This window comes from Armatimonas sp., from assembly GCF_964826245.1.
In genome coordinates, this window is sequence record NZ_CBAYMC010000144.1 from 1 (window position 1) to 11,469 (window position 11,469).

Genomic DNA, 11,469 nt, shown 5'->3' on the forward strand with positions numbered 1-11,469 from the left:
GTCGCGGAGGGTGCTTCGGAGGGAAGGGAGGAGCTGGGCGGGCCGCTTGCCGTGGGGGGCCTTGAAGGTGATTCGTAGGGTGGTCTTGGTGGCATCGGCGGCGGTGATTCCTTCGACACGAGGCATCTCCGGAAGGCTCTGGGCGGTGAGGGTTTCTTCGATAATCTTCGTCACCGTGGCGATGTCTTCCGCGGCTCCTACTGAGAGCTCGAAGCTGATGCCGACTAGGCCTCGGCTATGGTTGCAGACTTGGGCAATATCGCCGTTGGAGAGGATGTAGAGCTTCCCGTCATCGTCGCGGATACGGGTGATGCGCATGCCAAGCTCCTCGACAACGCCCGTTACCGTGCCGATGGTGACGTAGTCGCCGACGACATACTGGTCTTCCAAAAGCAAAAAGTAGCCCGTGATCACATCTTTGATGAGTTTTTGCGCCCCAAAGCCAAAGGCAAGGCCCGCGACACTTGCGGTGCCGATAATCGGAGTGACATTGATGCCCAGCAAGCTTAGTCCGGAGACCACAAAGACCGAGGCTAGGACAAAGTGGAGCGTGTGCTGAAGAACGGTTGAAAGGCTCCGGACGCGCGCTGCCTGATGTTCCGTTGGGGCCTTCGCGGCCAGCTGGTTCCCAATGCGCCGAACCCCACGCTTAAGGAGCCAGCGCACCCCAATGTAGAGAAACACCAGAAATACCAGCTCTAAAAGCACCAGAACCACTCGGCTCTCCAGTACTCCTAGGTGGAGCCGCGCCGAGACTAGCTCCGCGGCATCCCGAGTTGGCACGAGCTGCGGGGACTCCGGGCTTGGTGAGGGCTTGGGTGGCACTACTCGATCCCGCCCTCACCGAGCTTGTCGGCTTGGTCAATGCTGACAAGCGAGTCTATGATGTGCTGAATGTCGCCGTCCATGATGTTGTTCAGGCTGTGGACAGTGAGTCCAATGCGATGATCCGTGAGGCGATCTTGGGGGAAGTTATAAGTGCGGATCTTATCCGAGCGATCCCCAGAGCCTACCTGCAAGCGCCGGTTCTGCGTCACCGATGACAGCATCTTCTCCAGCTCGATATCGTAGAGACGGGAGCGTAAGACGCGCATGGCGGACTCACGGTTCTGGAGCTGGGAGCGCTGGTCCTGGCAGGCAACCACGATTCCCGAGGGAATATGGGTGATGCGGACGGCAGTCTCGTTCTTCTGGACATTCTGGCCGCCCGCGCCCCCGGAGAGGAAGTAGTCCATCTTGAGGTCTTTGGGGTCAATGTGCACCTCGACATCATCTACTTCAGGCATCACGGCAACAGTGGCCGTCGAGGTGTGAATGCGCCCACCCGACTCGGTGACGGGCACGCGCTGGACGCGATGCACGCCGCCCTCAAACTTCATCTGGGAGAACGCACCCTCGGCCTGAATGGAGAGCTGGGCATCTTTGACACCACCAATTCCCGTCTCCTGCGCGGCGATGAGCTCGGACTTCCAGCCCTTGCGCTCGGCGTAGCGCATGTACATCCGCAAGAGCTGCCCGCAGAAAAGCTCGGCCTCGTCGCCACCGGTGCCCGGACGGAACTCCATGATGACACTTTTCTCATCCGCAGGGTCTTTAGGCAGCAGCATGAGGCGCAGCTCTTTTTCCAGCGGTACGATCTGGGGCTTGAGCTCGTCGAGCTCCGCTTGGGCCAGCTCTTTCATCTCAGGGTCGCTGAGCATCTCTTCCGCATCCTCGATTCCTTGTAGCGCGGCTTTATAGCGCCGGAACGTCTCCACCAGAGGAGTGAGTGCGGTGTGCTCGCGTGCCACGGGTGCATAGCGCTTCGCATCGGTGGCGACGACGGGATCCATCATCAGATGGAGGAGTTCTTCGTAGCGTTTTTCAACATCGAGTAGTTTTTCAAACATGGGTTTTTCCAGAGTCAAACAAAAAGGCAAGCAAAAATCGAGGCAAAAGGGGAGACGTAGAGAGATGCAGTAGCCCGGAGGCTATAGAGGAAGAGGCCAGAGGCTGGCATGAAGGAAGCTGTGCATCGTAGAGTCCCAGAGAATTGTATCATAGTGCGGGAATGCCGTTGTTGGGCACCGAGCGAGAGCGCTTCGAGAACCAAGTCTGAGAGAGTTGCTGTGTATTCTGCCAAGTGAAAACGACAGTTTTTTTGCATGTCATTGAATTCTAAATGCTGTTTTATAAACGTCTTTACGAATTAAAAATGCATAAATAACTTGAAATTGGCACACTTATTGTGGATTCATGAAGCAATAAGACGGGTAGAATCCTGGCTGGAATCGAATTTTATGAATATTTGTGTTATTGGAACGGGTTATGTCGGGCTGGTGACGGGAGTCATCTTTGCGGATCTTGGTAACGAGGTCATCTGTGTGGATAAGCTGGAGGCCAAAGTCGAGCAGCTGAACCGTGGGGAGATGCCGATCTACGAGCCGGGGCTGGAGGAGCTGGTGCAGCGCAACGCGGAAGAGGGGCGTCTGACCTTTACCACGGATCTCGATGGCGCGGTGCGCAAGTCGGAGATTATCTACATCTGTGTGGGAACCCCGCCGCGTGAAGATGGCTCAACGGACATGGGGCAGGTGGAGAGCGCGGCCCGTGGGATCGCGGCGGCGATGGACCGCTATAAAGTGATCGTCAACAAGTCCACGGTGCCCGTCGGGACGGGCAGCTTTGTGCGCGAGGTCATCGAGACGAACCGTCGGCGCAATGTGGACTTCGACGTGGTCTCCAACCCTGAGTTTCTGCGCGAGGGCTCCGCGATTCAGGACGCGCTCAACCCGGATCGCATCGTGATCGGTGCCCCCAATCAGATCGTCGCGCTGAAAGTTCTCGAGCTCTACGCGCCCCTGGAGCGCCCGATGATCATCACCGATGTGGCGAGTGCGGAGCTGATAAAGTACGCCTCGAACGCTTTCTTGGCCGTCAAGATTAGCTTCGCTAACTCTATCGCCAATATCTGTGAGGCGGTGAACGCCGATGTGATCCAGGTGATGAAGGGGGTCGGACAAGACCGCCGGATTGGGCCCGCGTTTCTCAATGCGGGTCTCGGGTATGGAGGAAGTTGTTTTCCCAAAGACTCGTCAAGCCTGCTGCATACCGCGCAGAGCATCGGCTACGACTTTCCGATCCTCGAGGCGACCATTAAGACCAACGACGAGCAGCCTAAGCGCTTCATTAAGAAAATCGAGAGAGAACTGGGGGGCTTTAAGGGCAAGAAAGTCGCGCTTCTGGGGCTGGCGTTCAAGGCTAACACGGATGACATGCGCGATGCAAAGTCGCTAGACGTGATTGCAGCTGTCTTGGCGGATGGCGGCGAGATCGTGGCGTTTGACCCGATTGCGATGGACAACTGCAAGAAGATCTTCCCGCAGATCACCTACGCGAAAAGCTCGTTCGAGGCTGCTGAAGGAGCCGATGCCGTGGTAGTGGTGACCGAGTGGAACGAGTTCAAGCAGATCAACTTAGAGAAACTCAAAGCCGCGATGAAAGGCCAGCATGTCTTCGATGGCCGCAATCTCTATGACCCGGAGAAAATGCGCCGGGCGGGATTTGTCTACCACGGCATCGGACGAATGAGTAAGTAGACGCTCAGGGGCGGGATTGGTGTTATAATTTGATCAATATGTCAATAAATACTTTCTCGCCCCTTCGATTGAATCTCCTGTTTATTGGGATTGCTGCGACGACTCTCCTTTCTCCTGGGGCACTCGCACAAGAGCCTGCTAAGCCGGTCTTCGCTGATGGGCAGGCTCAGATTGTTCCTGCTTTTACAATTGCCAGTGAGTGGGTTCGTGAGCGCCTCTGGGTCGAGACGGAGTTTGATTCGGATAAAAACGGGAAGCGGGATCGGGTGTACGTGGATGTTACCCGGCAGAAGCAGACCGCGACAGAGGGGCTCAAGGTTCCGGTGATCTATGAGTCGTCGCCGTACTTTGCGGGGACGTCCAGCGGGACATCGGATCTGTGGGATGTCCGGCATGAAGTTGGTGCAGAGCCACCGGCGCGGACAGAGCACCCCTCGATTATGTTCCGTGCCAACCAGACGACGATCTCTAACTCACTTGTCGGGACTTGGGTGCCACGCGGGTTTGCGGTTGTCCACTCCGAAGCTCCGGGGACGGGACTCTCGCAGGGGAGCCCCACGGTGGGAGGTGCCCCTGAGCGGCTGGCCCCTAAAGCGGTGATTGACTGGCTCAATGGGCGAGCGAAGGGCTTTACCACCATAGACGGGCAAGACGAAGTGCGGGCGAGCTGGTGTACCGGCAAAGTTGGAATGACCGGCACATCGTACAATGGGACGATCCCGATTGCGGCGGCGACAACCGGAGTTAAGGGGCTGGAGGCGATTATTCCCGTGTCGCCCAACACGTCCTACTACCACTACTACCGCTCCAATGGCCTCGTGCGCCATCCGGGGGGCTATCTCGGAGAAGACATTGACTCCCTCTACGACTTTATCCATAGCGGTGATCCGGCGACTCGTGAGGTGAGCAATAGGCTCTACCGCGATGGTGAGTTTGCCCGTGGCCGTGACCGTCGCACGGGGGACTACAATGCCTTCTGGGCGGAGCGTGACCTGCTCCCGTTTACGAAAAATATCAAGTGCGCCGTCCTAATGGCCCACGGCTTCAACGACTGGAATGTTGTCCCCGAGCATGGTGCTAGAATCAGTGCTGCGCTCAAGGGCCGCGTGCCGTTGGTGCAGTACTTCCACCAGGGTGGGCACGGTGGCGATCCGCCGTTTGCGCTGATGAACAAGTGGTTCACTCGCTTCCTTTACGGTGTGCAGAACGTGGTGGAAAATGGGCCCAAAGCGTTTATCGTGCGTGAGCGAGAGCCGGGTGGCCCTAGGCTGGAGCCGACTCCCTACGACGACTACCCGAATCCTGCCGCCGCACCCGTCACACTCTTTCCCACGGCGGGCGGCAAGACACAGGGAAGCCTTGCACTCCTGAAGCCTGCCCGGCAAGGACAAGAAGAGCTGACGGACGATGTGAGCCTTGATGCACCCACGCTGGTAAAGGCCACGGAATCCCCGAATCGCTTGCTCTACGCCACCCCTGAGCTGACGGCACCTTTGCATCTCTCTGGGACGGCGCGGGTGAGCATTAAGCTTGCATCGAGTGCGGCAGCGGTGAACCTCTCGGTGTACTTAGTGCAGCTTCCCTGGACAGACGGCCCCATTGGAACCGCGAATCTGATTACTCGTGGCTGGGCAGACCCCCAGAACGCCAAGAGCCTCACCAAGGGGGGGGATTATCACTCCATGGCGCGTGGTGAGCCCCTGAAGCCCGGCGAGTTCGTCACTCTCACGTTCGACCTCCAGCCCGATGACCAGATCATCCCGGCAGGTAAGCGGATCGGCCTGATGATCCTCTCGAGCGACCGCGATTTTACGATCTGGCCCAAAGCGGGCACCAAGCTCACCCTTGACCTGGATGCCACCCAGATCAGCCTCCCGGTTGTCGGTGGCGAGAGTACGTTCAAGCGCGCGACGGGAGGTTCGTAGCGATGTCCGATGCAGCGAGCAGGCTGTTCCAAGCGCTGGATACAAATAACGATGGGAAGCTGAGCCGCGAGGAGCTTCCGGAGATTCTCCGCCCCGCCTTTGATCGTATAGATACCGACGGCGATGGGTTTATCACGGTCGAGGAAGAGGCGGCAGCTCGGGGAGCGGCGGCGCATGTTGCCATTGTGGCAACGCCACTTCAGCGCTTTATGTCAATGCTTTCCGTTCGGGGAACCAGTGTTGCGGTGCCGATTCCCTTTGACCCGAACGAGACTTGGGGACCAAAAGAGCGCCACGATGTGACGGGGACGGTGAACGGACACCACATTCGCGGGCCGCTTCAAGCCGACCGAGATGGCTTTGTACTAACACTAGGCCCCGCGTGGCTGCGTGATACGTCGCTGGACTTGGCGACCGAAGTCGAGGTAGAGCTTTCACCCGAGGGGCCGCAGGTTGGGGAGCTAACAGACGACTTCCGTCTTGCGCTCCTTGCCAACCCCGAGGCGAGAGCGTTCTTTGAGTCGCTGCCGACATTCTACCGGAAGAACTATGTCCGCTGGGTCGAGCAGGCCAAGCGCCCCGAGACACGCCAGAAGCGGGTTGCCGAGACGATTGCGCTTCTCACGAACAAGATCCGAGAGCGGCGCTAGCGAACCCCTAGCTTACGGTCAAGGGCACGGAGCCAGGGCGTTTTCTCAATCACTCCACTGAGCGAGGTTCGCTCCGCGGCGAGATTGAGGGCGAGCAAGACAGTCAATAAGATCACTTGGCCCGCGAAGGGCAGCGCCTGAACGGCGAGAATCCCAGCAAAGGCACCCAGAAGATTCGAGCCCGTGTCGCCGAGCATGGCGTGGGCGCGGGAGTCTGCCCACCACTCGATCGCAAGAACAATCGCCAGTGGCCAGAGTGAGGCGAAGAGCAGAGGCGCGGCAAGTGCGGCGGGAAGCAGAAAGAGCGCAAAGCCAAAGCAAGCGCGACCGGGCCGTAGGTCCAGCAGGTTGAGCGTGTTCGCTCCCAGCGCGACAATGCCCGCCGCGACAATCAGGCGCAGGGGCTCGTGCGGAAAACTCAGCCACGCCGCCGTGAGTGCCACCAAGCCGCCGCCAAAGAGCTTGAGGGCTCCCGTCGTAGGCTTGCCCGCGAGCAGACTCTTGAGATGCCCTTTGAAACCACCCACTGTGCGACTGCCCCAGAGATCGTCGGCGAGGCCCAGCAGGCCAAAGACAATCGCAGGCCAGAGCGCGGGGTAGCAGGCTAGCGGGAGTAAGAAGCTCAAGCCGGCAGCAGAGGGGATGTCTTTCTTCTGGAAATTGGGTTTCACCAGCCTGAGCTCGGGGCAGAGCATGCGGGTAAAGACAGGGCAGAGCAGCGCCAAGACGGCGGCGATTATCTCCATTTTAGTAAGGCCTTTGCAACATCGCGGAGCTGGCGGGCGCGGTGGAGCTTTCCACGCCAGTCGTTTTGAGTGACACGGTGGTCCATGGTCGTGGGGACTTCGAGCAGGCGAAAACCGGCGCGAAGGGCGGCGATATTCAGGCCCGTCTCGATCCCAAAGCCCGAGGCCAGTGGAAGCGCGGACTGGAGCACCTCACGGCGGAGGCAGCGCTGGCCGGAGAGGGGAGCTTGTAGGGTCTTGCCCGTCGCACGTGCCACCCCCGAGCGCGCGAGGCGCACGACGAGTCCCATGCCGCCGCCACGTCCCGGAATCACGGGGAACAGGGCAATGGTCATGTCCGTTTCCCCCGAGAGCACAGGAGAGATAAGCACCGTTGCTTCACGAGCAGTCGCACCTAGATCGGCATCGAGCAGGAGCAAAAATGCGGCATCCGTGCCGTGGAAACCTGTCGTAAGCGCCGCCGCCTTTCCCTGATTCTGGGGCTGGCGAAGCACACGCGCACCGGCTTGCTCCGCGACTGCCGCCGTGCTGTCTCGGGAGCCGTCGTCAATCACGAGAACCTCGCTCACGCCCTCAAGTGCCCGCGCCGCGGTGACCGTCTCCGCGATACGGTCCGCTTCGTTGTAGGCCGGAATCAGGACACAGAGGCTCATGGCTCAGGCGTGGGTGAGGGGAGTGGGGTGGGCGTGGGCTTGACGAGAGGCTCCAGAGGCGGCGTGATCGCACCGGTTTTTAGGCCCAGGTTGCCACTCTCGCCTTGGAGTGCCACGATCAGCGCGAGCCAGCCCGTTGCCCGATTGACACAGTCCACGGTCGCATCGGCAGCCGTGCTCCAAAGAGGGACGAGCGATACCGGCGTTTCATAGAGCTCCACGGCGACCGTGCGGACTCCCACGCTGTGGAGTGCCTTGAGGAGGGGAATATCTCGGCGCTGGGCTTGTTGCTCACTCTCACCGCCAGCCAGCACCACAAGACGGGGGAGCTCGCTCCGGCTTGCCAGCTCAAGGCTCTCGCCCGTATCATCGTCGGTGACTGTTTCGCGCTCGACCGTGGCCCCCGCCAGCTCCAGAGCCTTCTGGGCCTGCTCCGCCGCCTCGCGCCCGCTACCCACTTGTACTACTAGCACGGTCTTTCCGATCAGAGCCTCTTTTACCAGTAAGGGAAGTGCATCTTGGAGGGTCTTCTCGGTCTGCTCGCGCTCGTGGGTCTCTTTGCGCAGCTCGATGGTCTCTTTGGTAAGCCGATTGACGGCGGTTGTCTGGCGATCCACCACTTTGGTTCCCACAAACGCCGTGCCTACCAGAATGCCAATTCCCAGCGCGAGAAAGATAGCGGAGAGCGAGGCCACGTGGTAGCGAAAATCAGGTGTCACGGCCCTATTGTACCGTCTCTAGCAAGCGGGTAGCCGAACGGTTTTTTGGGCATTTCTATTCTAACACGGAGGCAACCGCCTCGTGGGCGAGAGGTTTTAGTAAGAGCCCCTCCAGCTTTTCGTCCCAGCCGTCTTTTACCGCGTGATAGTTCTCCCAGAGCGCTGCTTGGTCGTAAATTGCGCTCCGTGTGGCATTGAGCAGTTCGGGCACGCGCTCCCAGGCGAGGTAAATATCGGCAAAGTCGGTGGCTTCCTGCCGCCCACAGACACTGAGCCATTTCTGACGAAGCTCGTCTTCTAACAAACGACAGTGCACGGGAAAACTCTCTCCTGTCCCGGAGGTGAAGCGGGCGTTTTGCGCGGAAACGAGAGCCAAGTCGGTAGGCTTAATGTCCAGTGTGACGGTGATCATAGGATAGACGGTGCCGGGACGCTGGTAGACAAGCGCGACAGTTCCATCGTCGCGTGTAATGTGCTTCAGAGGTAGGCCCAGAGATAGAGGATTCTCACCAAGACGCTCGGCAAGTTCCTCAGGCACCATGAAGTCGAGGTCTTCGGGATAGCGTGCGTGCAGATAGACTCCGTGCAGTGCGCCGCTTCCGTAGAGAACAAACAAATCAGAATAGGGCGAGGCGGCCAGTAGCTCTAGAAACTCCCCCTTTGCCTTTTCACGCTCCCGCAATCCTATTCGTTTGAGGAGCTTGTTTGCGGTCGTTACGGCCCGATCCACTGATCCCAGAGTTCATCGGCGTAGGTGCGACTTACCGGCGCGACGTGCCCGTCGCAGAAGAGAACATTGTAGCGCAGGTCGCTGTGCGCGGCTCCGCCATGCCACTGTCCCACCGCATCCCAGAGCAGAAGAATCTGCGCGGGGCCGTACTCTTTGGCGCGTGTGGGCTTGTCGTGGGCAAAGATCCCGGAGACGGTCTGATCCACAAAAGGAATGATGGTCTGGTAGTGGTAGCTCATCCCAAACTTCTGGTACGCGCTCGGATGCGCACTGAGCTCCGTTGCAAGAGATGGCCCCGCTTTCTCAAAGCCCATATCTGCCGGGCACTTCCAGACTTCGCGGCTTTTCGTGTAAGGAAAGAGCATCGCCGTCAGAGGCTGAAGCCCAACCGCCTTTGCCGCAAACTTCCCATGATACCAGCTCGCTGTGGGCAGTAAATCCGTTGTATCACCGCCAAGCGGGTAGTGATCGTCGTAATCGTGAGCATAGAGCAAGATCGCTTGCCCTAGCTGACGCAGATTAGACGAACAGACGGTTTGGTAAGATTTGCGTCGTGCGGCAGCGAAGACGGGAAAGAGAATCGCCGCAAGAAGCGCGATAATCCCGATAACGACAAGTAATTCAACCAGCGTGAACGCGAACTGTTTCTTCATCACTCTGCACTTCAACCTTTTCATCTGGTTCACCCAACATCCGAATCAAAGATTGCTCAATCATACGAATACCAAGTTGCCCCGCCGCTTTTCGCCGCAGTTTACCTTCTGCATCGAAAAGAAAATAAGTCGGCCACGCTTCGACATCAAGTTGATCCCCAATAGAATGATCGTTATCAAAAACTAACTCGGCCTCAACTCCCAGCGTTTTTGCCACTTCAATAGTTCGAGCAACTTCCAAATCACTATCATTCATTGGGCGATGTATTGCGATTGTCATCAAACCTTTTCCGGCAAATGCATCACGAACTCTACATAATTCAGGCATATTGACATGACATGAAGGACACGAAATAGACCAAAAAAATATCAATCGCCATTTGCCTGAAAAATCAAACTCATGACCTAAGCACGAAAAATCAAATTCCAATTTCGATCACTGTACTTTCTTAAATTTTGAATATATCACCAGCTCTTTTTGATTAATAATAGTCTTACTTGTAAACATGGAAATTTCAAATCTGAACCTGAAGACTCATTTTTTCAAACTTTCTTCTTTCCAATTTTTAATAGCGACATCTAGCATACGCTTATCATCTTGATCACTAGAGGGTAGCTTGATGATTTTTTCGCGAATACCTATTTCTTCACTGTATATTTTCCGATTTGACAGATATGCTGCATAGGCTCTTTGGATACTTATACTCTTTGGATCACTTAATGCAGCATTTTTCATCCTTATGAATTGATCATCCGTAATTTCCACTTTCGTATTGACGGATTCAGGTTTAAAAACAAATTTTGCTTCACCTGCTTTATCTCTACCATTACATCCATAAAAAAGTAAAAAAAAGGCACCAGCAAGAACAAAAACATTTAATTTCATATTTCACATTCCTCATATTTAAATATAATCACAGACTAAACACAGGACATAGATCAAAATTTCATATTGTCATATACATCTTAATTTCTGTCCTGTACTCAGGGACATGAACATCATTCCATTGCAGAGATGCTTATCGCTTAGTTTTCGTCAAAAGTGTTGATGGATAACTTTCGAGTCTCCCATCAGAAGGGAGACAGCAGACCCTCGTAACTACTGAGGAACTGAGTGATTTCCCCATCCCTTCAACCAATTTGTATAACTATGAACAATTCTTACAGTTTTTAACCTCCGTATTGCATGTTTCGGCGCAAGATCCTGTTGGGAGTCCGGCAGCTTCACATTGTGCCTGGCACTCGACACGACGTAACTCACAACAAGCATTCCGATTCGGCGAATTTTTACAAACTATTTGATAACCCGTACATGGAGGATAAACTGGATCAGATGGTTCCGCTTCAGTTGCAAATGCTATACCAGCGTTTTTAAATTCTTTGGCCACTGCATTAGCTACTTCACTGTCACCAGCACGCTTTTGCATCTCTTCACCGACTTTACGAAGAAGATCATCGGCGGTTAAGGCGGCAACTGCGGCGGCTCCGGCTTGAAAACCGAACCTAGCGAGGGCTTGGCGACGGGTTAGTTTGGCTTTCTCTGCCGAACTGAGGGATTCTGAGCCTTCTTGAGACTCTACTTTGGCGCGGGCTTCTTCTGCCTCGGCGCTCCACGAACGTTTTGTCCACCACATAACTTTAAAACTCCTATAAACAACTATTCGGACACGGTGCCCTCAGTGGCTTCGGTGCTTTTGGCTCCCTCACCCTCTGCGGACTCTTTTTGCAACTGTAGGACGCGCTGAACCACCATTTCGACGAGACCATGAATATGGTTCTTCTCCTCGATACGATCAATCACCGCTTGCGCGACGG

The 11,469-nt window shown here is 56.3% G+C and carries 13 protein-coding genes; 3 read left to right on the forward strand and 10 right to left on the reverse strand.

The window, feature by feature from the left end; translation table 11 throughout:
* Together AC1XOS_RS14105 and prfA are read right to left on the reverse strand one after the other, a co-directional pair.
* Nucleotides 1-825 (reverse strand): mechanosensitive ion channel family protein (locus AC1XOS_RS14105; protein WP_481962861.1); only part of this gene is annotated, 825 nt, incomplete at its 3' end.
* Nucleotides 825-1,889, reverse strand: coding sequence for a peptide chain release factor 1 (gene prfA / locus AC1XOS_RS14110; RefSeq protein ID WP_481962862.1), 1,065 nt, complete (start codon nucleotides 1,887-1,889; stop codon nucleotides 825-827). The genes prfA and AC1XOS_RS14105, both read right to left, overlap by 1 nt.
* A 390-nt stretch (nucleotides 1,890-2,279) precedes the next feature.
* On the opposite strand from prfA, the gene AC1XOS_RS14115 reads away from it, so the two are divergent.
* The 3 genes from AC1XOS_RS14115 to AC1XOS_RS14125 are packed head-to-tail and all read left to right on the forward strand — an operon-like array spanning nucleotide 2,280 to nucleotide 6,153.
* On the forward strand, nucleotides 2,280-3,578 hold the full coding sequence (locus tag AC1XOS_RS14115; RefSeq protein WP_481962863.1) for a UDP-glucose dehydrogenase family protein: 1,299 nt from the start codon (nucleotides 2,280-2,282) through the stop codon (nucleotides 3,576-3,578).
* A 38-nt stretch (nucleotides 3,579-3,616) separates the two neighbouring features.
* Complete coding sequence (locus tag AC1XOS_RS14120; protein ID WP_481962864.1) at nucleotides 3,617-5,503, forward strand: Xaa-Pro dipeptidyl-peptidase; 1,887 nt, start codon at nucleotides 3,617-3,619, stop codon at nucleotides 5,501-5,503.
* Between the two features lie 2 nt (nucleotides 5,504-5,505).
* Nucleotides 5,506-6,153 carry a YdeI/OmpD-associated family protein gene (locus AC1XOS_RS14125; protein ID WP_481962865.1) on the forward strand — a complete coding sequence of 216 codons (648 nt, stop codon included), beginning with the start codon at nucleotides 5,506-5,508 and terminating at the stop codon, nucleotides 6,151-6,153.
* Here AC1XOS_RS14125 and AC1XOS_RS14130 read toward each other — a convergent pair.
* The 8 genes from AC1XOS_RS14130 to AC1XOS_RS14165 form a co-directional block, all read right to left on the reverse strand.
* A complete protein-coding gene (locus tag AC1XOS_RS14130; RefSeq protein ID WP_481962866.1) occupies nucleotides 6,150-6,899 on the reverse strand; it encodes a hypothetical protein in 750 nt (249 codons plus the stop codon). The genes AC1XOS_RS14125 and AC1XOS_RS14130 overlap by 4 nt on opposite strands.
* The gene (locus tag AC1XOS_RS14135; RefSeq protein WP_481962867.1) at nucleotides 6,890-7,552 is read right to left on the reverse strand and encodes a glycosyltransferase family 2 protein; all 663 of its coding nucleotides are present in this window, start codon (nucleotides 7,550-7,552) and stop codon (nucleotides 6,890-6,892) included. The genes AC1XOS_RS14130 and AC1XOS_RS14135 overlap by 10 nt, the downstream gene beginning before the upstream one ends.
* Nucleotides 7,549-8,271: a copper transporter gene (locus tag AC1XOS_RS14140; protein ID WP_481962868.1), complete on the reverse strand. Its 723-nt coding sequence runs from the start codon at nucleotides 8,269-8,271 to the stop codon at nucleotides 7,549-7,551. Before AC1XOS_RS14140 ends, AC1XOS_RS14135 begins: the two co-directional genes overlap by 4 nt.
* 55 nt (nucleotides 8,272-8,326) lie before the next feature.
* A complete protein-coding gene (locus AC1XOS_RS14145; RefSeq protein ID WP_481962869.1) occupies nucleotides 8,327-8,953 on the reverse strand; it encodes a nucleotidyl transferase AbiEii/AbiGii toxin family protein in 627 nt (208 codons plus the stop codon).
* A gap of 32 nt (nucleotides 8,954-8,985) precedes the next feature.
* Nucleotides 8,986-9,654: a type II secretion system protein gene (locus AC1XOS_RS14150; RefSeq protein WP_481962870.1), complete on the reverse strand. Its 669-nt coding sequence runs from the start codon at nucleotides 9,652-9,654 to the stop codon at nucleotides 8,986-8,988.
* Complete coding sequence (locus AC1XOS_RS14155; RefSeq protein ID WP_481962871.1) at nucleotides 9,623-10,084, reverse strand: TlpA family protein disulfide reductase; 462 nt, start codon at nucleotides 10,082-10,084, stop codon at nucleotides 9,623-9,625. Before AC1XOS_RS14155 ends, AC1XOS_RS14150 begins: the two co-directional genes overlap by 32 nt.
* Nucleotides 10,085-10,189: 105 nt before the next feature.
* Nucleotides 10,190-10,540, reverse strand: a complete 351-nt coding sequence (locus tag AC1XOS_RS14160) for a hypothetical protein (RefSeq protein ID WP_481962872.1) — start codon at nucleotides 10,538-10,540, stop codon at nucleotides 10,190-10,192.
* A 262-nt stretch (nucleotides 10,541-10,802) separates the two neighbouring features.
* Nucleotides 10,803-11,288: a hypothetical protein gene (locus AC1XOS_RS14165; protein ID WP_481962873.1), complete on the reverse strand. Its 486-nt coding sequence runs from the start codon at nucleotides 11,286-11,288 to the stop codon at nucleotides 10,803-10,805.
* Nucleotides 11,289-11,469 lie beyond the last annotated feature (181 nt).

Bases quoted from the DNA above. Each gene is read 5' to 3' on its own strand.
- prfA (WP_481962862.1), bottom strand. From the start codon at position 1,889: ATGTTTGAAAAACTACTCGATGTTGAAAAACGCTACGAAGAACTCCTC.
- AC1XOS_RS14115 (WP_481962863.1), top strand. From the start codon at position 2,280: ATGAATATTTGTGTTATTGGAACGGGTTATGTCGGGCTGGTGACGGGA.
- AC1XOS_RS14120 (WP_481962864.1), top strand. From the start codon at position 3,617: ATGTCAATAAATACTTTCTCGCCCCTTCGATTGAATCTCCTGTTTATT.
- AC1XOS_RS14125 (WP_481962865.1), top strand. From the start codon at position 5,506: ATGTCCGATGCAGCGAGCAGGCTGTTCCAAGCGCTGGATACAAATAAC.
- AC1XOS_RS14130 (WP_481962866.1), bottom strand. From the start codon at position 6,899: ATGGAGATAATCGCCGCCGTCTTGGCGCTGCTCTGCCCTGTCTTTACC.
- AC1XOS_RS14135 (WP_481962867.1), bottom strand. From the start codon at position 7,552: ATGAGCCTCTGTGTCCTGATTCCGGCCTACAACGAAGCGGACCGTATC.
- AC1XOS_RS14150 (WP_481962870.1), bottom strand. From the start codon at position 9,654: ATGAAGAAACAGTTCGCGTTCACGCTGGTTGAATTACTTGTCGTTATC.
- AC1XOS_RS14160 (WP_481962872.1), bottom strand. From the start codon at position 10,540: ATGAAATTAAATGTTTTTGTTCTTGCTGGTGCCTTTTTTTTACTTTTT.
- AC1XOS_RS14165 (WP_481962873.1), bottom strand. From the start codon at position 11,288: ATGTGGTGGACAAAACGTTCGTGGAGCGCCGAGGCAGAAGAAGCCCGC.